Raw genomic sequence first — 21,202 nt, forward strand, 5'->3', positions numbered from 1 at the left:
CGTGACCTCTTACTGGAGGAAATCATGACTCCACGATTTTCAGGAGAAAAACCGAGTCTGCAACCATCAGCATTTAAAAGTCTCACGCTCGGCCCGATGCTTGCCGCGTTTGAACAGCTGCTGATGTGTATCAAAACTCAGCCCAAGGCGTTGATCCCGGTGGCTATGTTCCTGTCGCTGGCGGGGCCTGTCCGGGCGGAGCCAACGATTATGGAAAATGTGCGTGGTTATACCGTGAGTGGAGGCGGTCTGATGCGTTTTGATGCGTTGGCCTTTGATGCGTCGGGCAAAGTGATTTGCGTCGGTATGGCGGCCGATCTTGCTGGCAAGCATGCATTGGCGACGCGCATCGATGGTAAGGGGGCGTCCCTCTTGCCTGGGTTGACCGATGCGCACGGCCATATCAAATGGCTTGGAGAGTCCCTTCGAAGCATTGCTTTACGGGGCTCTCCAACACTGGTTGATACGCAGGAGAGGCTTCGGGTATTCGCTGCAGCGCGCCCCGGCGCCCGTTGGCTGACCGGCTCAGGCTGGAACCACGTTACCTGGAAGTTGGGGCGGTTTCCGACGGCTGCCGAAATTGATAAGGTCGTTGTCGATCGACCAGTGTGGCTAATTCGGGTGGATGCCCATGCCGGATGGGCTAATACCAAGGCGATGCAACTGGCGGGTATTACTAAGGACACGCCTGATCCGAAAGGCGGACGTATCGAACGGGATGCAGAAGGTAACCCGACAGGTGTATTTATCGACGCCGCTATGGGGCTGGTCGCGGATATTATTCCGCTGCCTGACGAGCAGGAGCGAGAGGTCGCGTTGCAGGCTGCATTGGAGCATCTCAATGCACAAGGACTGACATCTGTGCACGATGCAGGTGCTGATAGGCAGATGATCAAGACGATGCGCGGTTTTGCCGATCGCGGCCGGCTTCCGTTACGTGTCTACTCGATGATCAACGGTGCGGGGGATGATTTCGCGGTGTTGTCCCAGGACGGCCCTTTGATCGGCTACGGCGATGATCGTCTTACCATTCGTAGCGTCAAGCTTTATGCCGATGGCGCTTTGGGAAGCCGTGGTGCGGCGCTGTTTGAGCCATACACCGACGACCCAACCAACAAGGGGTTGCTTTTTGAAAGCCGGCAGGAGATGAAGCACAAGATTGAGTCGGTACTGAAAGCCGGCTTTCAAGCTAATGTGCATGGCATCGGTGATGCTGCCATCAAGCAGGTCATGGATAGCTTTGAACAGACCTACGCCACAGTCGGTGGGCGCGCCTTGCGTAACAGGATCGAGCATGCGCAGGTGGTTGATGTGGCGCAGATACCGCGCTTTATCGATCTAGGGCTGATTGCATCGATGCAGCCTACACATGCTACCAGCGACATGAATATGGCTGAGGACAGGGTGGGTGTCGAACGGATCAAGGGGGCTTATGCCTGGCGCACTCTGCTTAACCAGGGAACGAAAATTGCGGCAGGGTCAGACTTCCCAGTCGAATCTGCCAATCCGTTCTACGGCATACATGCTGCCGTGACTCGCTCGGATCATGAGGGCAACCCCTTGGCTGGATGGCACCCTGAGCAGGCCATGACCCTCTTCGAGGCTTTCCGTGCATTTACGCTGGATGCAGCTTATGCAGCCCATCAAGAAGCTACCCAAGGCAGCATTGAGCCCGGAAAGTGGGCCGATTTTATCCTGGTTGATCAGGACATTTTTGCCGTCAGCCCGGCAGACATCTGGAGGACACGCGTCCTGCAGACTTGGGTTGGCGGGAAGAAGGTCTATCAGGCGATTGAATGAGCCCGGTTCGACCGTTTAATTTCCAAATCCCACCCATAAAAAAACCGGACACCAAGGACCGGTTTTTTTACACATCCCCCGTCAAAACCAGCCTGACGCAGGAGCAAAATCTGAGTGGAGCGGGTAGAGGGAATCGAACCCTCATCTAAAGCTTGGGAAGCTTTCGTTCTACCACTAAACTATACCCGCTCAGAGCGGCTGACTTTGTACCAGATGTGCTCGCGGATTTGAAGTTTTTCTTCGAAAATTCTGTGTTTTACGTGCCAACGGTCGATCGTGGGCAGGCGGCCCCCCTGGGAAATCCGGCCCGCCCACAACCCCACCGCTCATACGGCAAACGCATGCTGTGGCTGTGACGCGTGGTACCGCAACCGGCTTGGCTGCTGCTCCGGTCTCAAAAAGCCCATCAACGCCTCCCGGCTATCCCGGCACGCGGCCTTGTGCTCCATATCCAGAAAGTGCCCGGTTGCCTGAATCGTGCCGAAGCTGCTTTTCGCAATATGTTGCCCAAACAGCTTGGCATCCTGGGCACTGGTGTACTCGTCCCATTCGCCGTTCAAGAACAACACCGGTATATCAATCTGCTTAGCGGCCTTGAGGTAGCACAGCCGGTCGCTGTTGAGCACGTGGCTGATGTGAAAGTGCATCTGCCCATACTCGTGCTCGGCCAGGCTGCTCACGTGTTTGTGATTGAAGCGTTTGAACAGCGACGGCAGGTGTTTGCCGATGGTGCTGTTGACCAGGTGGCCCACGCGGTCGCGGTCGAGGTTGCCGAGGTAGTCGACACCGCGCTCCAGGTAGTCGCGCATCGGGGCGTTGATCACCGGGGAGAACGAGCTGATCACGGCCTTTTCCACACGGCGCGGGCGGTGGGCGAGGGCGACGAGGGTCGCGGCGCCGCCCCAGGAAAAGGACAGCACGTGTTCGGCGGCGAAGTGGTCGATGAGTTCCAGAAGGATCTGGCCCTCGACTTCTTTCGTCAGCATATGCTCGTGGCGGTTGTGGATTTTGGAGCGGCCAGCGTAGGGCTGGTCATACAAAACCACGTTGAACGTCGGGTGCAGGCTTTTCACGGTCTGGGCGAAAGACGCAGTGGTGGCCATTGAGCCGTTGACCAGGATGATGGTCTTGGCTGCTGCGTCCGCGCGATAGAACTCCGTGTAAACCCGATACTGACCCTGTATATCCAGCACAGCGATTTCTGGCCTCATGTCGTAAGACTCCTGGCAAGCGGGTAATGCGCGCAGATCACTCTGCACGAGCTTTGTGACAGGTAGGCATACGCCTGGAAGTGAGGGCCCATGTCGATCCGGTACTGGCTGGCCGACGGGTGTTGTTATGGCGGGCAATTTGCCGTGAGAGGCCCGCAGGTCAAGCGTGCGGACGGGCAAAGTGTTTCTTGTAGGTAGGGGTGACTCGCCAGTCAGATTGCGGCTGGCTGGGTTGATTCAAGCATCAGGGATGCCAGTTCGCCAGTCGATGGCGTGGGTTTTTGCCATCATCGGCTGAACGGTCATCAGACCTGTTGGATTTCAGCCTCTGTAAGCGCCCGGTAATGGCCTGGCGCAAGGGCTGCGTCCAACTCCAGCGGTCCCATGCGTTCGCGGTGCAGGCGTATCACTTTGTTGTCGAAGTGCCCGAACATGCGCTTCACCTGGTGATAACGCCCTTCAATGATGCTCAGGCGCGCCGTTCTGGGGCCCAATAGTTCCAGTTCCGCCGGTTGGGTGGTGAGGTCTTCAAAGGCGAAGTACAGGCCGGCGGCGAAAGTGGCCGTGTATTGCGGGCCGATGTCCTGCTCGGTCTCGACGTAGTACACCTTGGGCAACTTGGTTTGCGGCTGGGTCAGGCGGCGCGACCACTGGCCGTCGTTGGTAATCAGCATCAGGCCGGTGGTGTTGAAATCCAGACGACCGGCGATGTGCAGCTCGTGCTTGTCCGGTTCATCCAGCAGGTCGAGCACCGTGGGGTGTTGCGGGTCGGACGTGGCGCTGACGCAGCCCTGGGGTTTGTGCAGCATGAAGTAACGCGCGGGTTTGCCGGCTTGCAGCACTTCGTCATCCAGCAACACACGGCTGAACTCGCTTACCGGGTGGTGCGGATCGCTGATGGCCTGGCCGTCGACGCTGATCCGCCGCTCCACCAGCAACAGGCGAACCTGTTTACGGTTGAAACGCGGCAGGTTGCTGAGGAAACGATCTACGCGCATTACGACCGCTCGTTGCCGCGCAGTTGTTCGTCCACCTGGGCACAACGCGGGCACAGGCAGGCTTTGTTGCGCAGTTCCGCCGGCAAGGCTTCGAGCACCGCGGGGTCGATGCTGACGGAATAGCACCAGCACGCCTGGTCGGCAGTGCGCGGGTCGGCCAGGGCGCAATCGTTGCGGGCGCCGCAGGCGGGGCAGAGGGTTGGCGTGGTCATCGGTCGGTTCAGGCTGTATCGGACAAGGTCCCGGTGAAACCCGGTGTGCCTTGCACGATACAGCCCCGCCGCGTTATTGCAAATCACGCTCCAGCACCACCACCCGTTGGCCTGCGCCAATGCCGCTGCCGGGCTGCACCGGAATTTCCCGCACGGTACCGGCGAACGGTGCGACTACCGGGATTTCCATTTTCATCGACTCCAGGATCACCAGCACATCCCCCGCCGCCACGCGTTCGCCAGCGCTCACCTGCACTTGCCAGAGATTGCCGGCGATGTGGCTGTCGATGCTGTATTCGTTGGCCTGCAAGGGCGTGTCTGCGCCCGGTGGTGCGGCGAGTTCCTCGCTGTCGAAATGCGCCTGGCCGCTGGCGATCCAGCGTTCGCGTTCGGCGTTGAACGCGCGCTGCTGTTGCCCGCGAAACGCGCCGATGCTTTCGGCTTCCTGCGCGAGAAAGGCCTGGTAATCCGTCAGGTTCAACTGGCTGTGTTCGATGTTCAGTTCAAACCGCCCAAGGGGGAAATCCCGGCGTATCTGCACCAGCTCATCGGCGCTCACCGGGTAAAAGCGGATCTGGTCGAAGAAGCGCAGCAACCACGGTTTGCCATCGAACGCGGCCACTTCCCGGTAGCGGTTCCACATCTGCAAGGTACGCCCGACGAACTGATAACCGCCGGGGCCTTCCATGCCGTAGACGCACAGGTAGGCGCCACCGATGCCCACGGAGTTTTCGGCGGTCCAGGTGCGTGCCGGGTTGTACTTGGTGGTGACCAGGCGGTGACGCGGGTCCAGCGGCGTGGCCACGGGCGCGCCGAGGTAGACGTCGCCCAGGCCCATCACCAGGTAGCTGGCATCGAACACGGTGTGGCGCACTTCGTCGAGGTTGGCCAGGTCGTTGATGCGGCGGATGAACTCCAGGTTGCTCGGGCACCACGGGGCATCCTTGCGCACGGTGGTCATGTATTTTTCGATCGCCAGTTGGCAGGCCGGGTCGTCCCAGGACAGTGGCAGGTGGACGATGCGCGACGGCACCTGCAGGTTTTGGCTGGCGCAGACGGCGTGCCATTCGGCGGTGATCAGCGCCAGGAGGTCGGCGAGGGTAAGTTGTTCGGGCTGATAGTGGATTTGCAGGGAGCGGATGCCGGGTGTCAGGTCGATGACGCCGTGCAGGGCTTGTGCTTCGAGGGCTTGCATCAGGGCGTGGGCGCGAAAGCGCAGCACCAGGTCGAGTTCCGGGGCGCCGATTTCCAGGAGCAGGTGGGTGTCGCCGGCGAGGCGGGCGACGAGGCGGGTGTCGGCCTGGCCGATGTCCAGAACAACAGGCGACCTGATCATTCCCACGCTCTGCGTGGGAATGCATCCTGTGACGCTCTGCGTCATTGCGTCGACAGCGGGACGCGGAGCGTCCCAGGCGGCATTCCCACGCAGAGCGTGGGAACGATCCCAGTTCAAGGCGAGGTCGCGGGCGGTCTTGATGTCGACGGGGGTGAAGCAGATTTTGTCACCCGCCTTGAGCTGGCCCAACTGCCACAAGTCCGCCTCGATCACCGTCACCGGGCATACAAACCCACCCAGGCTCGGGCCGTCGGGGCCGAGGATCACCGGCATGTCCCCGGTAAAATCCACCGCACCGATCGCATACGGATTGTCGTGAATATTCGACGGATGCAACCCCGCCTCACCGCCATCCGTACGCGCCCACAGAGGCTTCGGCCCGATCAACCTCACACCCGTGCGGCTGGAGTTGAAATGCACTTCCCACTGGGTGGCAAAGAACGTCTCGATGTACTCGGGCTTGAAGTATTCCGGCGCGCCGTGGGGGCCGTAGATCACCCGCAGTGTTCGCACCTCGCCAAGCGGTTCAGGCACTAGCGTATTGCCGCAACTGAGATCCTCCAACGGCAGTAAGTGCAACACATCACCTGCCCGCAAAGCCCGCCCGCCATGCCCACCAAACTGGCCAAGGGTGAAGGTACTTTTGCTTCCCAGATAATCCGGAACCTGCAGCCCGCCGCGTACGCAAAGGTAGCTGCGAGCTCCGGCCCCGGCGATGGTGCCCAGGCTCAAGGTTGCGCCCGCCGGGATCAGCAACGCGGTGTTCATCGGTACCGCTTCATCATTCAAGCGCAGCACAATGGCTGCACCCGTCACCGCCACCACCGCCGCACAATTGAAGCGCAGCAACGGCCCGCTCATGGTGATTTCCAGCGCAGCGGTGCCCTCGGCATTGCCCAGCAGGCGATTGCCCAGGCGCAGCGCGCGACTGTCCATCGGCCCCGACGGCGGCACGCCTACGGCCCAGTAACCGAGGCGCCCCGGATAGTCCTGCACACTGGTTTGCGTGCCGGCGCTGAGCACTTCAAACGTGTTGGCGTGGTACACCAAATCTTCAAGGCAGCGCGTCCACGGATGGCCACTGGCGAACGGTGTAGCGAGCAGAATCTGGCGCAGATAATCGCGGTTGGTTTCCACGCCGTACAGTTGGCTGTTGCTCAGGGCTTGATGCAAATCCAGGCGTGCCTGTTCGCGGGTCGGCGCCCAGGTGATGAGCTTGGCGATCATCGGGTCGAAGTAGGGCGGAATCTCGCAACCGGCCTCCACCCACGTGTCGATGCGCAGGCCTTCAGCGACCGGGAAGTCCACATACGTCAAAAGCCCCGGGCTTGGCTGAAACTCCCGGCCCGGATCTTCGGCGTACAGGCGTGCCTGAATCGCGTGGCCGTGAGGCTTCAGTTGCAGTTCCCGCAATGGCGGCATTTCCCCGGCGGCCAATTGCACCATCCAGCGCACCAGGTCCACGCCCCACACTTGCTCGGTGACGCCATGCTCCACCTGCAACCGGGTGTTCACTTCCAGAAAATAGAAGCGGCCATCGGCGCTATCAAAGATAAATTCCACGGTGCCGGCGCTGCGGTAATTCACTGCCTTGGCCAGGGTGATGGCGGCACGGCACAGCTCATCCGCCATGCCGTCGGGCAGGTTCGGCGCCGGGGTTTCTTCAAGCACTTTCTGGTTGCGCCGCTGCACCGAACAGTCGCGCACGCCGAGGGCGATGACCTCGCCGCAGCCATCACCAAACACCTGCACTTCCAGGTGCCGGGCGTGCTGGATGTACTTCTCGATAAACACACCGGCATCGCTGAAATTGTTCTGGCCCAGGCGCTTCACCGCCTCGAAACAGTCGCGCAATTCATCGGCGCTGTGGCACACGCGCATGCCGATCCCGCCACCACCGGCGGTGCTTTTAAGCATGATCGGATAGCCCACGGTTTCCCCGGCCAGTAGTGCGGCGTCGAGGCTGTTAAGCAGCTCGGTGCCTTCCAGCAGCGGGATGTTGTGCTGCCTGGCCAACGCGCGCGCGGTGTGCTTGAGGCCGAATACCCGCAGCTGTTCCGGCGTCGGGCCGACGAAGGCGATGCCTGCTGTTTCGCAGGCTTCGGCGAAGGCGGCGTTTTCCGATAGAAAGCCATAGCCGGGATGAATCGCGGTGGCGCCACAGGCCTTGGCCGTGGCGAGGATTTTCTCCACCGACAAATAGGTGCCGGCCGCCGCGCCTTCGCCCAGGCTGTAGGCCTCATCCGCTTGCTGGATATGCAGGCTCGCGGCATCGGCTTCGGAATACACCGCCACGCCCTTGACCGAAAGCTCACGCAAGGTGCGCAGGATGCGGCAGGCGATGGCGCCACGGTTGGCGATCAACAGTTTTTCGAACATGGCAAAACCCCGCAGGCCGATGAGTGCTCGGCCTTGTCCTGGGATGCGGGCCGTCCCGCAAATGTGGATGGCGCTGCGGTCGTCCGCAGCGCAAATTTCAACACCAATGGAGATCAACTGTGGGAGCCGGGCTTGCCCGCGATGGCGGTGGATCAGTCACCCCATATGTCGGCTGATCCACCGCTATCGCAGGCAAGCCAGCTCCTACCGGTCATCTCCACAGTTGATCTTCAGCGTTTTCGCAGGCACTGCCCGGCCCGGGCCTGGCACAGGGCGAACAACCACTGGCGCAACCGCTTGATCTTCAGTTCCATACCAGTAACTCCGCAGGGGTTGGGTTGTAGCCGTTGCACGGGTTGTTCAGTTGCGGGCAGTTGGAGATCAGTACGATCACGTCCATCTCGGCCCGCAGGTCGACGTACTTGCCGGGGGCGGAAATCCCGTCCTCGAAGGTCAACCCGCCATCGGCGGTCACCGGCACGTTCATGAAGAAATTGATGTTCGGCCCGATGTCGCTTTTACCCAGCCGGCCATCGTGGGCACAGGCCCGCAGATAGTTGTCACGGCAGCTGTGCATGTAGCGTTTTTCCAGGGCGTAGCGCACGGTGTTGCTCTCTTGGGCGCAGGCGCCGCCAAGGGTGTCGTGGCGTCCGCAGGTGTCGTCGACGATGGTCAGCATCGGCTGGCCGAGGTTGGAATACAGCACGCTGCCGGTGCTCAGGTACACGCTGTTTTGCCGACGCAGGGTGCGCTGCACGTCGTAGCGTTCCCTGGGGTTTTTCAGGCTGTAGAACAGCGTGTCGACCGCCTGGTTGCCCTCAAGGTCGAGGATGCGCAGGGTCTGGCCGGCCTTGACTTCCATCAGCCAGGGTTCGCCGGCGGGAATGGTCGCGCGGTACACGGCCGCGTCCGGTTGTTTGGCGAGTGCGATAGACATGGCAGGTCCTCAGGCGAACAGACGGTCGGTGTTGATAAAGCCGCGCTCGTTTTCCGGGCGCGAGGTACGGCAGTGTTCGGCGACGCTTGGGTCGGCGTTCATCCAGCTGAGTTTCAGCGGCTGCGGCGCGTACTCGGGGTTGGGGTCCATGGGATGTTGCAGCGCGGTGAGCACCACCAGTGTGTCCATCGGTGCGTAGAGTTCGATGTAGTCGCCGGCCTTGGAGTGACCGGGGACAAAGTGCAGGCTGCCAGCTTTATCTACCGTGACTTTGCTGAACAGGTTGAGGGTCATCAGCAGGTCGGACAGCCCCAGGCCCCACTTGCCCAGTTCCACCAGCAGGTTGTCGGTGCCGTTGCGGTAGAAGCCGTTGCGCAGCTCTTGATAGCGGCCTTTGCCATATTTTTCCGCGACCTCGGAGGCGCATGAAACGCCGCCGATGCTGTCACTCCAGCCGCAGGTGTCGGCGGTGATGGCAGCCAGCACGCGGCCCATGTCCGAGTACAGGCAATGGCCGCTGGTGAGCTTGGCGGTGTGTTGGCATTTGAGGCTGTCGGGCAGGTTCAGGCGCTCGGTTTTTTCATTGGCATTGAGCAGGGTCAGGCTGACGTTGGCGCCGCCGCGAATGTCGGTGAGGCGCAGCAGTTGGCTGCGCTTGAGTACAAAGGAACGGTGGCCGCCGCCGGGGAGCATTTCCTCGGCGAAGGGTGGGAACAATTGAGTTGAGTCGGTCATTTGGAAGTGGCTCCAAGTTCGGCGGCGATCGCCTTGCGGCGCTCGCTGTTCAAAGGGATGTCGTAGGTGATGCGGGCGCCGTAGGCGCCGGGGGCGTGTGGGTCGAGGCGCACCTTGTCGAATACCAGCAAGCGGGTGCCGAGGCTGAAGCCTTCACTCAGGTCGTGGGTGACCATGAACACCGTCAGCCTGGTTTCGCGCCACAGCTCCAGCAACAGCAGGTGCATGTCTTTGCGAATGCCCGGGTCGAGGGCGCCGAAGGGTTCGTCCAGCAGCAACACGCGGGGCTTCATGATCAGCGCCTGGGCGATGGCCAGCCGCTGCTGCATACCGCCGGAAAGCTGCGCCGGGTACTTGTCCAGGGCATGGCCCAAACCGACTTTATGCAGCAGGGCTGCGCCCTGTTCCCGCGCCTGTTTTTTCGCGCTGCCGAACAGGCGGCCGAGCAACGCTGAACGCGGCAACTCAAGGCCCAGCGCAACGTTGTCCAGCACCGTCAGATGCGGGAACACCGAGTAGCGCTGGAACACCACGCCACGGCTGGCATCGGGTTCGGCGGCGAGCGGTTTACCGTCCAGCAGGATCTCGCCATGGCTGGCGGTTTCCTGCCCCAGCAGCAGGCGCAGGAAGGTCGATTTGCCGCAACCGGAGGTGCCGACCAGGGTGCAGAATTCGCCTTCCGCCACGTGCAGGTTCAGGCGCTCCAATACCACCTGATCGCCATAGCGCTGCCACACATTGTTGACGCTGATAAAGCTCATGCCCGCGCTCCTTCGTACCAGGGAAACGCGCGCCGGGTCAGGGCCTTGAGGCCCCAGTCCATCAGCCAGGCCAGCAGGGTGATCCACACCACGTAGGGCAGGATCACGTCCATCGCCAGGTAGCGGCGCACCAGGAAGATCCGGTAACCCAAACCGTCGGTTGAGGCGATGGCTTCGGCTGCAATCAGGAACAGCCACGCCGAGCCGAGCATCAGGCGCAGGGAGATCAGCAGGCGCGGCAGCAATTGCGGCAGCACCACCCGAAGCATCAGGGTCCAGGTGGAGGCGCCGAGGGTCTGCGCCTTCACCAGCAACTCCACGGGAATTTCCCGTGCCCGCTGTTCCAGGTCCCGCGCCAGGGCCGGGGTGATACCGATCACGATCAGCATCACTTTCGACAATTCCCCCAGCCCGAACACGATGAACAGGATCGGCAGGATCGCCAGCGGCGGCACCATCGACAGCACCGTCAGCAAGGGGGACAACGGTGCGCCAAACAGCGGCAAGGTGCCGGCTGCAATGCCCAGGCACAGGCCGGCGAGGGCGCTGATGCCCAGGCCGATCGCCAGGCGGCGCAGGCTTGAGGCGCTGTCTTGCCACAGCACGTATTCACCGGTGCGAGTGTCGGCGCTGAAGGCCAGGCGTTTCACTGCGTCGCCCATTTGTGCGGCGCTGGGCAGCAGCTTGTCGTTGGGGTTGTCTGCCAGGCGCTCGGCCGAGCCCACGAAGTAGGCGAACAGCAGCAGGGCGAAGGGCAGCAGCACCAACAGCAGGCGACTGGAGCGTTCCGGGTGACGGTTGATCAGGCGCATGGCCGGGTCCTCTTACAGCGTGCCGTCGGCGGCCATCTGTACGTAGCTGGGGTCGAAATGCAGCTTGAGGTTGGCGGTGTCACCGCGGGTCACGCCATTGGCGAAGCTCATGCCCACGGCGTTGGTGTCCTTGGCACCTTCACCCAGCAGGCCGTGTTTAAACGAGAACTCGGCGACTTTGCCCATGGTGGCGGGCAACTGCGCGCTGGTGGCAAAGGCCAGGGCTTCCTTGGGCGTGGCGAACAGCTTGGTGGTGTCCAGTTGCGACTGGAAGCCCTTGAGGTCGGTGCCGGAGGCCTTGGCCATGTGTTCCAGGGCGTCGGTGCTGGCGGCGTTTTTCGCGTTCATCAGCGCCACCACTTCAAACCAGGCGCCGGTCAACGCTTTGCCCAGCTTGGGGTTGTCCTTGAGGGTCTGGGTGTTGACCACCATCATGTCCATGATTTCGCCGGGCACTTCGCTGGAGTCGAACACTTCGGTGACGCCGGGCTTGGCCTTGATCTCCGAGAGCATCGGGTTCCAGGTGGTGACGGCCTTGACCTGGTCGGTGTTGAAGGCGGCGGCGATGTCGGCGTCGGAGGTGTTGACCACTTTCAGGTCTTTTTCGCTGAGGTTGGCCGACTCCAGGGCGCGGGCCAGCAGGTAGTGGGACACGGAAAGTTCCACCAGGTTGACGTTCATGCCCTTGAGGTCGGCGACGGTCTTGCCTTCACCTTTGATGACCACGCCATCGTTGCCATTGGAGAAGTCGCTGACCACCAGCGCGGTGCTGTCCACGCCGCCGGCTGCGGGAATGGTCAGGGCGTCCATGTTGGTCATGGTGCAGCCGTCGAACTGGCCGGCGGTGTACTGGTTGATGGATTCGACGTAGTCATTGAGCTGCACCATGTCGATCTTGATGCCGTACTTCTTGGCCCACTTGTCGAGGATGCCTTGGCTGCCGGCGTATTCCCACGGCATCCAGCCGGCATAGATCGTCCAGCACACGCTGAAATGGTCTTTGGGGGCGGCTTGGGCGGAAAAACTCACCACGGCGGCGAAGGCGGCGGCGAGCAGGGCGGGTAAACGTATCGAGGGCATGGATGCTTCTCCAGTTGATCAAGGGCGAGCAGGAGCAACGCGGCACCGTGAACGGTGGCTTGTCTCCCGGGCTTTTATCCCGCCGTGTAACCTCAACTGGAGGTCGCCGACTCTCGGACCAGCCACTCGCCTTAGCGAGCCGGAACCCTAGTCAGCCATTGCAAATTGTGGTGCCGCGAACCTGTGATGACTCCTGCACGGGAGAGGTAAAGCGAGAGTCGTGCCAAGTGGCACGGGCGCAGTAATGGCGTGGTTTGGCGCGAGGAGGAGGGAGAAACGTGCAGGGAATATGCATTGTGGTGGTGCGGGGTTGCACTGCAATGAGGCGACCGGCAGATGTATCAATCTATGTCTAAATCGCACCAGATTCCGTTTTTGATGTCAGATATTTCGTCAGGCAGTGAAAGCTGTTTGCCGCCCCCCAGCGTCGCTGGGTGTGCTCTTCCGCGGTCCAGGAGGCCGCCATGTATCGTCGACTGCTTCTCATCGCTTTGCTCGGCTTGACCCTTTCTGCGTGCGCGCCTTATTACGGTGGCGGCCAGGCCTACTACGGTTCCGAGGTCTACACGGCGCCCGCGCCGGCGTATTACTACGGCGGCGGCCCGTATTACCATTACCGCCAGGGTTACTACCCGCCACCGCAGCGTTATTACCCGTCGCCGCGTTATTACCAGCCGGCGCCGCGCTATTATCCTGCGGGGCCGCGCGCGGGTTATCGGCCTTACCCAAACCAGGGTTGGGGCAACAGTCACTGGGGTAATGGTGGCGGACATGGCCAGGGTGGTGGTCAGGGTGGAGGCCGTGGCGGCGGTCATCGCTGATAGGAATAATTGGAAAAACGGCGCTCAGGCGCCGTTTTTGTTTACCGTTGGTCGGCACTGTCATATTTGACAGCTATCCTGTGGGTTACGCCTGTAGTTAATTGGGAGCAGTCGCCTGTTTGGCGTATCGCTTCCAGCATCGACTGATGGAACCCATGACATGAACGTCAGCCCGCTCTACCTGTTATTTTTTGCTTTTCTTGGCGTCAGTACGTTGGCAGCAGCGCAATCCTGTCCTTACCCGAGCGCTGTACGCTACGTTGACGGTCACTTTCAGGGAACTGACAGCGACTCGCCATGGATAAGCCAGGCAATGAGCGGCGGGGAATTCGTGGAAACCTTTGTCGGCGCGCTTTTTACTCCTAGCGAGCAGGACGAGCGCAAGCAGGGCTATCTGGAAAAGTGCATTTATAAAACCCTGAGGGGTAAGACAGTCACCCTGAGGTACGGCACGGCTCAAGCCGGGGGGGCGATGTCGCTGGCAGATACCACGCATTGGGTGCCGGGCACCGATGCTTTCGGGCAACAGATTTTCCAGTGCGACGACCACCAACCCGATAATTGTGCCTTCACGTTCGAGGGCAAAAAAGCGCCGACGGGCGCTCAATAGTCAGACAGGTCCGCCAGCGGATGCCGCCCTTCCCAGACCTTGTGGAAGTGCGCCTGCACCACGGCCTCGGGGATCAAGTTGATGTCCGGCCAGTGCCAGTGTGGCTGCTGGTCCTTGTCGATCAACCGCGCCCGCACACCTTCGCTGAATTCCGGGTGACGGCAGCAGTTCAGGCTCAAGGTGTATTCCATCTGGAACACCTGGGCCAGGGACAGGTGCCGCGCTCGCTGGATCTGTTCCCACACCAGGTGCGCGGTCAGCGGGCAGCCTTCGTTCAGGGTCTTGCCTGCGCGGCGGAGCAGCGGGTCGGTGTGATCGCGTAACTGGCTCAAGGCTCGCCACGCACAGCGCACATCCCCCACGTCCAGCCACTCGTCGATCTGCCCACGGCGCGGCAGCCATTGGGCTTCGGGCAACTGGCCGGTGGCTTCCTGGGCCAGGGCCTTGAGCAGGCTGTTGAGCTGCATGTCGGTCTGTTCCTGCCAGTTCAGTTGCAGCAGGCCTTCAAGCAGTTCGTCTTGTTGTTCATCCAGCAGGAAACGGTCAGCCAGGCCCAGGTCCAGGGCGTCGCGGCCATTCATATGCGCGCCGGTCAGGCCGAGGAACAACCCCAACTTGCCGGGCAGGCGAGACAGGAACCAACTGGCGCCCACGTCCGGGTACAGGCCGATGCTGATTTCCGGCATGGCCAGGCGGCTGCTCGGAGTGACGATGCGCACGGCGGCGCTTTGCAGCAAGCCCATGCCACCGCCCAGCACATAGCCGTGGCCCCAGCAGATCAGCGGTTTGGGATAGGTGTGCAGGCGGTAGTCGAGGCGGTACTCCGCGGCGAAAAATTGCGCGGCCAGCGCCGGTACTTCGCCGGGATGTTCACGGCAGGCCTGGGCCAGGCTGCGCACTTCGCCACCGGCGCAAAAAGCCTTGGGGCCATTGCCGCGCAGCAGCACGCAGACGATTTGCGGGTCTTTGGCCCAGGCGTCCAGGCGTTCGCTCAGGGCCAGGATCATCGGCAACGACAAGGCATTGAGGGATTTTTCCGCGTCCAGGCTGGCGATGCCAACGCGGGCGCCGCCGGTGCCAATCAGCTCTTCGAAGTGCAGGTTCATCATGACCTCAATCGAGAAAGTGAAGGTTCAGTATGATCGCTTCGCAGGAAAGTGCGGTATCTGCGTCAGATCAATTGACAAGCAAGGTCGGCTTTCCTAGGGTTCGCCTCATTCTTTTGACTAGACAGCGTAACCATGACCACCGACGACCGTATCAAACTCGAACCCAGCTGGAAACACGCCCTGCGTGACGAGTTCGACCAGCCGTACATGGCCCAGTTGCGGGAATTCCTGCGCCAGGAGCACGCGGCAGGCAAGGAGATCTATCCACCCGGCCCGATGATCTTCAACGCACTCAACTCAACGCCCCTGGACAAGGTCAAGGTGGTGATCCTCGGCCAGGACCCGTATCACGGCCCGGGCCAGGCCCACGGCTTGTGCTTCTCGGTGCAACCGGGCGTGCCGGCACCGCCGTCGCTGGTCAATATCTACAAAGAACTCAAGCGTGACCTGAACATCGACATTCCCAACCACGGCTACCTGCAAAGCTGGGCCGACCAGGGCGTGCTGATGATCAACACCACCATGACCGTGGAGCGCGCGAATGCCAACGCCCATGCGGGCAAGGGCTGGCAGTTCTTTACCGATCGGATTATTGAAGTGGTGAGCGAGCATCAGCCGCACCTGGTGTTCTTGCTGTGGGGCGCCCATGCGCAGGGCAAGCAGAAGCTGATCGACGCTACCAAGCACCTGGTGCTGACGTCGGTGCATCCGTCGCCGTTGTCGGCCTATAGAGGGTTTATTGGCTGCGGGCATTTCAGCCGCACCAACAAGTTTCTTGAGCAGAATGGCGAGACGCCGATCGAGTGGCGATTGCCGCCGGTTTGACATAGCTCCAATGTAGGAGCTGTCTCGCTAAAGCTCGACAGCTCCTACAATTGAATGTCTCTTAGGCTTCAGATTTTGTCTGGCTGCCGGTTCCAGTGCCGAAACAAAGGCTCCGCCAGAAACAGCACAAACAACAAACGCATCACCTGCATCGCCGTCACCAATGGCACCGACAATTGCAGGGTTTCCGCCGTCAGGCTCATTTCCGCAATTCCGCCTGGCATCATGCCCAGTGTCAGCGAACGCAGGTCCAGATGTGTGAGTGCGCTCAAGCCCACAGCCGCCAGCGTCGCAATCAACATGGTCAACGCCGTACCGATCAACGTACGTCCCATGAACAACGGCGCGCGCCGGAAGAACTGCCGGTTGAAGTGGCAGCCCAGGCCGCTGCCGATCAGCCACTGGCCGATCTGGCTGCCGCCGTCGGGCAGCCCGATGTGCAAGTCCCAGGTAATGCTGGCGGCGGCACTGACCAGCAGCGGCCCGAACAGCCAGGGGTTTGGCTGACGCAAGCGTTGCCAGCCCCAGGCCACCAGGGCGCCGACGGGAAACAGCAGCGCCAGCCAGGTCCAATCCACCGTCGCCGGATGAAACTGCGGGGCACCTTCCCCCAGCAAATACTTGAACGCCGCCGGCACACAGAGCACCACCACCAATACCCGCAAACTCTGGCCCGCCGCGACGCGGCTGAGCACTGCGCCGTTGCGTGCGCCGAGGTTGACCATCTCCCCCGACCCACCCGGCATGCTCGAGAAAAACGCTGTGGCACGGTCTTCACCGCTGCGGCGCATCAACCACACGCCCACAATGCTGGAGAGGCTGGTGACCAGCGCGCCGAAGAAGATCAGGCCGAAGTGGCTCATCACCTGCTCGATCACCACCGGGGTGAAGTGCAGGCCGATGCCGATGCCCACCACCCATTGGCCGCATTTGCGGCCGCCGGGAATTTCCGCGAGCTGCCAGGGTGTCAGGCAGCGCACCAGGATGATCGCCAGCAACGAGCCGACCATGTACGGCAGTGGCCAGCCGATCTGGCTGGCGAGATACCCGCCCAGCAGACCGACCAGCGGTGTTGCCCACCAGTTTCTGAACGTGGCCTCAGACATCGGCCACGGCACGACGCTGCAGGGAACGCTTGCGCCAGATGCGCAGGAGCGGGAACAACAGCATCAAGGCCGTCAGTACCCACACGCCGAAGGTGATCGGGCTCGACCAGAGGATCTGCAATTCGCCGTTGGAAATCGACAGCGCACGACGCAGGTTCTGCTCCATCAACCCGCCGAGGATAAAGCCCAGCAGCACCGGCGAGAGCGGGAAATCCAGCTTGCGCAGGATGTAGCCGAAGATGCCGATGCCGACCATCAGGAACAGGTCGAAGGTGGTGGCGTGAACCGCGTACACACCGATCGCAGTGATGATGGCGATCACCGGCACCAGTGCCCAGTTCGGCACGGCAAGGATGCGGGTGAAGATGCGGATCATCGGGATGTTGAGGATCACCAGCATGATGTTGGCGATAAACAACGAGGCGATCAGGCCCCAGACGATGTCCGGTTGCTGTTGGAACAGCAGCGGGCCGGGGGTGATGTTGTACAGCGACAGGGCGCCGATCATCACCGCCGTGGTGCCCGAGCCGGGTACGCCGAGGGTCAGCATCGGCACCAGGGCGCCGCAGGCGGAAGCGCCGATCGCGGTTTCCGGAGCCGCCAGGCCGCGCATGTCGCCCTGGCCGAATTTACCGCTGGCACCGGCCAGGCGTTTTTCGGTCATGTAGGCCACGGCCGAGGCCAGTGTGGCACCCGCGCCCGGCAATACGCCCATGATGAAACCCAGCAGGCCGCAGCGAATATTCACGACGAATACCGCGGAAGCTTCCTTCAGGTTGAACATCATGCGTCCGGTGGCTTTCACGGCTTCCTGGCCACGGTGGGTTTTTTCCAGCAGCAACAGGATCTCGCTGATGGAGAACAGGCCCAATACAAGCACCACGAACTGGATGCCGTCGGTCAGGTGGATGTTATCGCCGGTGAAGCGGTATACGCCGCTGTTGGCATCGATACCCACTGCTGACAGAAACAGGCCGATCAAGGCCGCGACAAAGGTCTTCAGCGGCTTGTCACCGGCCATGCCGCCCAGGCAGACGATGGCAAACACCATCAGTACGAAATATTCCGCCGGGCCGAAGGCAATCGCCCATTTGGCCAGCAGCGGGGCGAACAGCACCATGCCGCAGGTGGCGATAAACGCACCGATGAACGAACTCCACGCCGACAGCGACAACGCCACGCCCGCCAGGCCTTTGCGAGCCATCGGGTAGCCGTCGAGGGTGGTCATCACGGTGGAAGCTTCACCCGGGATGTTCAACAGGATCGAGCTGATGCGCCCGCCGTATTCGCAGCCCAGGTACACGGCCGCCAACAGGATCAAGGCCGACTCAGGCGGCAGCCCCAGGGCAAATGCGATGGGGATCAACAGCGCTACGCCGTTGATCGGCCCAAGGCCCGGCAACAGGCCGACCACGGTGCCGATCAAGGTGCCGCACAGTGCGGTGATCAGGTTGTAAGGGGTCAGTGCAACGCCGAAGCCCTGGCCCAAATAGCTGAACGTATCCATATCAGTTCTCCAGAACTTCAAGCAGGCCGAGCGGCAGCGGTACATCCATGGCCTTGTCGAACAGCAGGTAAAGACCGATGCTCATCAAGGTCACGATCACCACGCTGGGCATCCAGCGGCCGCCATACAGGCGCGCCATCGGAATGCCGATCAGCATGCTGCTGAGGATGAAACCCAAGGGTTCGAAGGTGCCGGCAAACACCAGCAGCAACCCGACGCAGATGCCGATCTTGATCAGGGTCTGGCGGTCCAGCGCGGGCTCTTCTTCTGTGTGCTTGGTGGGCTGTGGACGAAACAGCATGTAGATCAGGCCCAGGCCCATCAGCCCGAGCATCAGCAGCGGGTAGGCCCGAGGCCCTACCGGCTCGTAGGAAAACGACGCCTGATATGGCCAGGCCATCAGTGCGAGGCCGGCACAGACCAGCAACATCACTGAGGCGAAAATGCGTTGTAAGAGCATGGGAAACTCCTTGGAGACTCTTGTAGGCGCGAGCTTGCTCACGAAGAACGCCAGGACGTCGCGTTTATACAGGCAGCACGCGTCATCGTTGAAGTTTTTCGCGAGCAAGCCCGCTCCCACAGAGGGGCGATTACTGGATCAGGCCGAACTCTTTGGCCAGCACTTTGTAGTCAGCCACCTGTTTCTTCACGTAGGTGTCCAGCTCCGGGCCGGTCATGGCGAACGGGAACAGCTCGCGCTGGTCACGCAGCTTGGCGAACTCTTCGGAAGCCAGCAGTTTGTCGAAGGCGTCTTTCCACCAGGCATAGTCTTCGTCGCTGACTTTTGGCCCGAGGTAGAAGCCACGCACCACCGGCCAGACGATGTCGTAGCCTTGTTCCTTGGCGGTCGGGATGTTCTTCATTTCCGGCTCGTCCAGGCGTTCGTCGGAGAACACCGCCAGCAGGCGCATGTCACCACTGAGGATGTGCGGCATGGAGTCGGAGATGTCGGTACTGCCTACCTGGATATGGCCGCCGAGCAGGGCGGTGGCGATCTCGCCGCCGCCTTCCAGTGCCACGTAGCGCAGGTCACGCGGGTTGATGCCGGCGGCCTTGGCGATCAGGGCGGTTTGCATCCAGTCCTGGCTGCCGACGGTGCCGCCGGAACCGATGACCACGCTGCCCGGATCTTTCTTCAGGGCCTTGACCAGATCGTCGAGGTTTTTGTAGGGCGAATCGTTTTTCACCGCGATGGCACCGTAGCTGGTGCCGACGGCCGCGAGCCAGCGCACGGCGCTTTCATCGAAGCGGCCAAATTTGCCCTGGGCCAGGTTCAACAGCGAGCCGCTGGACCACGCCACCAGCGTGCCGGCGTCGGCCGGACGCTGCGCCACGACGGCGTTGTAGGCCACCGCGCCCACGCCGCCGGGCATGTAGGTCACGCGCATCGGCTTGCTCAGCAGTTTCTCGTTGACCAGCGCGCTCTGCGCCAGTTTGCAGGTCAGGTCGAAACCACCGCCAGGGGACGCCGGGGCGATGCACTCCGGGCGCTTGGGCTCGGCGGCCAGCAGTTGGCTGGCGAACAGCATGCAGCTGGCCGTCAGGGCAAATTTACGCAGTGAAAGGGTCATGTTCATCTCCATCATTGTTGTTATGAGGTTGCTGTTACCAGAGTGCGACGCTGTAGCTCACCAGCAGGCGCACTTCATCCGCATCACGGGCCGAATAGTTGGAACGGTAGGTGGCATTGCGCAGACGCACGGCCACGTCCTTGAACGTGCCGCTTTGCACCACGTAGCGGATCTCGCTGTTGCGTTCCCACTCCTTGCCGGTCTCGCCGTTCTTGAGCTTGATGTTGTCACCCGACAGGTAACGGCTCATGAAACTCAGGCCGGGAATCCCCAGCTTGGCGAAGTCGTAGTCGTAGCGAGCCTGCCAGGAGCGTTCTTCGGCGCCGGCAAAGTCGTTGATCTGCACGAAGTTGACAAGGTAAGGATCGCTACCGTCCACGTAGGGAAAGGCGCTGTCGCCGGACATGTGCTGGTAACCGGCGCTGAGCTTATGGCCATTGAGGGCATAGCTGAAGAGGCCGTTGAGGGAGGTGTTGTCGATCTTGCCGCCGCGCGCCGCGCCGGTGTCGTCACTGACGGCCAGGCGCAGGTCGGCGCCGAAGGTGCCGGGGCCCATCGGGCGCGAGGCCACGAGGCCGAGGAAATGCTGGCGGTACACGTCGTCGAGTTGGGCGAAGTGGTAGCTGCCGGTGATCTTGTCGGCGAACTTGTAGTCCACGCCGCCGAAGTCGAAATGCTTGCCGGTGGCGCCGCTGAGGAAGCGGCTGTTCTTGTTGTTGAGGCCGATGTCTTCGTAGTTGGTGTCGTCGCGGTCCTTGGCCTTGTTCAGGCGGCCGCCGGTGAACACCAGGTTCTTGAATTCCCTGGAACTGAGCAGGCCGCCTTCAAACGTCTGCGGCAGGATGCGCCCGTCGTTGGGCTTGAGGATCGGCAATTCGGGGATCAGCGCGCCGATCTTCAGCTCGGTGGCGGAGATCTTCACTTTGCCGGTCAGGCCGAGTTTGGAATATTCGTTGGCGGCGCGGCCGTCGTCGTGGGTCGGCAACAGCCCGGTGCCGGTGCGGTCGGGGCTGGAGTCGAGCTTGACCCCGAGCATGCCCAGCGCATCCACGCCGAAGCCGACGGTACCGTCGGTATAGCCCGACTGCAGGTTGAGCATGAAGCCCTGGGCCCACTCGTCGCGCTTGGATTGTTGTGCGCTGGTGCCGTCGCGAAAGTCGCGGTTGAAGTACATGTTGCGGGTTTCGAGGGTGGCGGTGCTGTCCTCGAAAAAGGCGGCCTGGCCTACGGGCGAAAAGCCGGCGAGGGCGGCGGCACTGGCAAGGGCGGTCTGGGTGATACGAGAAGAACGAGCAGGCGGCTGTGTGCGCAGCATCGTGGGTGTACTCCGTTATTGTTCTTATTTTGGCGAAAACGCTTCGAGGCGTTTTTCGGGCGCTATGGGTGAAATAG

At 61.7% G+C, this 21,202-nt stretch carries 19 protein-coding genes, 1 tRNA gene and 1 riboswitch; of the genes, 4 read left to right on the forward strand and 16 right to left on the reverse strand.

Features of this window, described 5'->3' with window-relative positions:
* The first annotated feature begins 24 nt into the window (after positions 1 to 24).
* On the forward strand, positions 25 to 1,800 hold the full coding sequence (locus HX869_RS13265) for an amidohydrolase (RefSeq protein ID WP_256344527.1): 1,776 nt from the start codon (positions 25 to 27) through the stop codon (positions 1,798 to 1,800).
* A gap of 115 nt (positions 1,801 to 1,915) precedes the next feature.
* Here HX869_RS13265 and HX869_RS13270 read toward each other — a convergent pair.
* From HX869_RS13270 to HX869_RS13315, 10 genes are all read right to left on the reverse strand, one after another.
* A tRNA-Gly gene (locus HX869_RS13270) sits at positions 1,916 to 1,989 on the reverse strand.
* Positions 1,990 to 2,126: 137 nt separating this feature from the next.
* Complete coding sequence (locus HX869_RS13275) at positions 2,127 to 3,011, reverse strand: alpha/beta fold hydrolase (protein ID WP_003212046.1); 885 nt, start codon at positions 3,009 to 3,011, stop codon at positions 2,127 to 2,129.
* 305 nt (positions 3,012 to 3,316) lie between these two features.
* Positions 3,317 to 4,009 (reverse strand): pseudouridine synthase, encoded by a 693-nt coding sequence (locus HX869_RS13280; protein ID WP_178903176.1) that lies wholly within the window; start codon positions 4,007 to 4,009, stop codon positions 3,317 to 3,319.
* A complete protein-coding gene (locus HX869_RS13285) occupies positions 4,009 to 4,221 on the reverse strand; it encodes a cysteine-rich CWC family protein (protein ID WP_003212042.1) in 213 nt (70 codons plus the stop codon). Before HX869_RS13285 ends, HX869_RS13280 begins: the two co-directional genes overlap by 1 nt.
* Positions 4,222 to 4,294: 73 nt before the next feature.
* Entirely contained in the window at positions 4,295 to 7,936 is a 3,642-nt protein-coding gene (uca, locus tag HX869_RS13290; RefSeq protein ID WP_178903177.1) for an urea carboxylase, read from the reverse strand.
* Positions 7,937 to 8,240: 304 nt separating this feature from the next.
* The gene (locus HX869_RS13295) at positions 8,241 to 8,873 is read right to left on the reverse strand and encodes an urea amidolyase associated protein UAAP2 (RefSeq protein ID WP_003212037.1); all 633 of its coding nucleotides are present in this window, start codon (positions 8,871 to 8,873) and stop codon (positions 8,241 to 8,243) included.
* A gap of 9 nt (positions 8,874 to 8,882) precedes the next feature.
* Positions 8,883 to 9,608, reverse strand: a complete 726-nt coding sequence (locus HX869_RS13300; protein ID WP_178903178.1) for an urea amidolyase associated protein UAAP1 — start codon at positions 9,606 to 9,608, stop codon at positions 8,883 to 8,885.
* Positions 9,605 to 10,369: an ABC transporter ATP-binding protein gene (locus HX869_RS13305; protein WP_178903179.1), complete on the reverse strand. Its 765-nt coding sequence runs from the start codon at positions 10,367 to 10,369 to the stop codon at positions 9,605 to 9,607. The genes HX869_RS13300 and HX869_RS13305 overlap by 4 nt, the downstream gene beginning before the upstream one ends.
* Complete coding sequence (locus tag HX869_RS13310) at positions 10,366 to 11,181, reverse strand: ABC transporter permease (protein ID WP_003212030.1); 816 nt, start codon at positions 11,179 to 11,181, stop codon at positions 10,366 to 10,368. The genes HX869_RS13305 and HX869_RS13310 overlap by 4 nt, the downstream gene beginning before the upstream one ends.
* A gap of 12 nt (positions 11,182 to 11,193) precedes the next feature.
* On the reverse strand, positions 11,194 to 12,261 hold the full coding sequence (locus tag HX869_RS13315; RefSeq protein ID WP_178903180.1) for a putative urea ABC transporter substrate-binding protein: 1,068 nt from the start codon (positions 12,259 to 12,261) through the stop codon (positions 11,194 to 11,196).
* 61 nt (positions 12,262 to 12,322) lie between these two features.
* A riboswitch (guanidine-I (ykkC/yxkD leader) is annotated at positions 12,323 to 12,423 on the reverse strand.
* A 302-nt stretch (positions 12,424 to 12,725) separates the two neighbouring features.
* Here HX869_RS13315 and HX869_RS13320 point away from each other — a divergent pair.
* Entirely contained in the window at positions 12,726 to 13,082 is a 357-nt protein-coding gene (locus tag HX869_RS13320) for a hypothetical protein (protein ID WP_003212026.1), read from the forward strand.
* 160 nt (positions 13,083 to 13,242) lie between these two features.
* Positions 13,243 to 13,692, forward strand: coding sequence for a DUF3757 domain-containing protein (locus tag HX869_RS13325; protein WP_178903181.1), 450 nt, complete (start codon positions 13,243 to 13,245; stop codon positions 13,690 to 13,692).
* Here HX869_RS13325 and HX869_RS13330 read toward each other — a convergent pair.
* Positions 13,686 to 14,798, reverse strand: a complete 1,113-nt coding sequence (locus HX869_RS13330) for an enoyl-CoA hydratase/isomerase family protein (protein WP_177028564.1) — start codon at positions 14,796 to 14,798, stop codon at positions 13,686 to 13,688. The genes HX869_RS13325 and HX869_RS13330 overlap by 7 nt on opposite strands.
* A 135-nt stretch (positions 14,799 to 14,933) precedes the next feature.
* On the opposite strand from HX869_RS13330, the gene ung reads away from it, so the two are divergent.
* Positions 14,934 to 15,626, forward strand: a complete 693-nt coding sequence (gene ung, locus HX869_RS13335; protein WP_003212020.1) for a uracil-DNA glycosylase — start codon at positions 14,934 to 14,936, stop codon at positions 15,624 to 15,626.
* A gap of 68 nt (positions 15,627 to 15,694) precedes the next feature.
* Here the strand turns inward: ung and HX869_RS13340 are convergent, their stop codons facing one another.
* From HX869_RS13340 to HX869_RS13360, 5 genes are all read right to left on the reverse strand, one after another.
* Positions 15,695 to 16,732, reverse strand: coding sequence for an AbrB family transcriptional regulator (locus HX869_RS13340; protein WP_003212018.1), 1,038 nt, complete (start codon positions 16,730 to 16,732; stop codon positions 15,695 to 15,697).
* Complete coding sequence (locus HX869_RS13345) at positions 16,725 to 18,239, reverse strand: tripartite tricarboxylate transporter permease (RefSeq protein WP_003212016.1); 1,515 nt, start codon at positions 18,237 to 18,239, stop codon at positions 16,725 to 16,727. The genes HX869_RS13340 and HX869_RS13345 overlap by 8 nt, the downstream gene beginning before the upstream one ends.
* Before the next feature lies 1 nt (position 18,240).
* Positions 18,241 to 18,699, reverse strand: a complete 459-nt coding sequence (locus tag HX869_RS13350) for a tripartite tricarboxylate transporter TctB family protein (RefSeq protein WP_008437838.1) — start codon at positions 18,697 to 18,699, stop codon at positions 18,241 to 18,243.
* A 130-nt stretch (positions 18,700 to 18,829) separates the two neighbouring features.
* Positions 18,830 to 19,816, reverse strand: a complete 987-nt coding sequence (locus tag HX869_RS13355) for a tripartite tricarboxylate transporter substrate binding protein (RefSeq protein WP_166742143.1) — start codon at positions 19,814 to 19,816, stop codon at positions 18,830 to 18,832.
* Positions 19,817 to 19,844: 28 nt separating this feature from the next.
* The gene (locus HX869_RS13360; protein WP_178903182.1) at positions 19,845 to 21,125 is read right to left on the reverse strand and encodes an OprD family porin; all 1,281 of its coding nucleotides are present in this window, start codon (positions 21,123 to 21,125) and stop codon (positions 19,845 to 19,847) included.
* Positions 21,126 to 21,202 lie beyond the last annotated feature (77 nt).

Source organism: Pseudomonas sp. P7779, assembly GCF_013386315.1.
Taxonomy (GTDB): Bacteria; Pseudomonadota; Gammaproteobacteria; order Pseudomonadales; family Pseudomonadaceae; genus Aquipseudomonas.

Excerpts from the sequence above, each read along its gene's own strand:
- HX869_RS13265 (WP_256344527.1), top strand. The coding sequence starts at position 25 with ATGACTCCACGATTTTCAGGAGAAAAACCGAGTCTGCAACCATCAGCA.
- HX869_RS13275 (WP_003212046.1), bottom strand. The coding sequence starts at position 3,011 with ATGAGGCCAGAAATCGCTGTGCTGGATATACAGGGTCAGTATCGGGTT.
- HX869_RS13280 (WP_178903176.1), bottom strand. The coding sequence starts at position 4,009 with ATGCGCGTAGATCGTTTCCTCAGCAACCTGCCGCGTTTCAACCGTAAA.
- HX869_RS13285 (WP_003212042.1), bottom strand. The coding sequence starts at position 4,221 with ATGACCACGCCAACCCTCTGCCCCGCCTGCGGCGCCCGCAACGATTGC.
- uca (WP_178903177.1), bottom strand. The coding sequence starts at position 7,936 with ATGTTCGAAAAACTGTTGATCGCCAACCGTGGCGCCATCGCCTGCCGC.
- HX869_RS13295 (WP_003212037.1), bottom strand. The coding sequence starts at position 8,873 with ATGTCTATCGCACTCGCCAAACAACCGGACGCGGCCGTGTACCGCGCG.
- HX869_RS13300 (WP_178903178.1), bottom strand. The coding sequence starts at position 9,608 with ATGACCGACTCAACTCAATTGTTCCCACCCTTCGCCGAGGAAATGCTC.
- HX869_RS13305 (WP_178903179.1), bottom strand. The coding sequence starts at position 10,369 with ATGAGCTTTATCAGCGTCAACAATGTGTGGCAGCGCTATGGCGATCAG.
- HX869_RS13310 (WP_003212030.1), bottom strand. The coding sequence starts at position 11,181 with ATGCGCCTGATCAACCGTCACCCGGAACGCTCCAGTCGCCTGCTGTTG.
- HX869_RS13315 (WP_178903180.1), bottom strand. The coding sequence starts at position 12,261 with ATGCCCTCGATACGTTTACCCGCCCTGCTCGCCGCCGCCTTCGCCGCC.
- HX869_RS13320 (WP_003212026.1), top strand. The coding sequence starts at position 12,726 with ATGTATCGTCGACTGCTTCTCATCGCTTTGCTCGGCTTGACCCTTTCT.
- HX869_RS13325 (WP_178903181.1), top strand. The coding sequence starts at position 13,243 with ATGAACGTCAGCCCGCTCTACCTGTTATTTTTTGCTTTTCTTGGCGTC.
- HX869_RS13330 (WP_177028564.1), bottom strand. The coding sequence starts at position 14,798 with ATGAACCTGCACTTCGAAGAGCTGATTGGCACCGGCGGCGCCCGCGTT.
- ung (WP_003212020.1), top strand. The coding sequence starts at position 14,934 with ATGACCACCGACGACCGTATCAAACTCGAACCCAGCTGGAAACACGCC.
- HX869_RS13340 (WP_003212018.1), bottom strand. The coding sequence starts at position 16,732 with ATGTCTGAGGCCACGTTCAGAAACTGGTGGGCAACACCGCTGGTCGGT.
- HX869_RS13345 (WP_003212016.1), bottom strand. The coding sequence starts at position 18,239 with ATGGATACGTTCAGCTATTTGGGCCAGGGCTTCGGCGTTGCACTGACC.
- HX869_RS13350 (WP_008437838.1), bottom strand. The coding sequence starts at position 18,699 with ATGCTCTTACAACGCATTTTCGCCTCAGTGATGTTGCTGGTCTGTGCC.
- HX869_RS13355 (WP_166742143.1), bottom strand. The coding sequence starts at position 19,816 with ATGAACATGACCCTTTCACTGCGTAAATTTGCCCTGACGGCCAGCTGC.
- HX869_RS13360 (WP_178903182.1), bottom strand. The coding sequence starts at position 21,125 with ATGCTGCGCACACAGCCGCCTGCTCGTTCTTCTCGTATCACCCAGACC.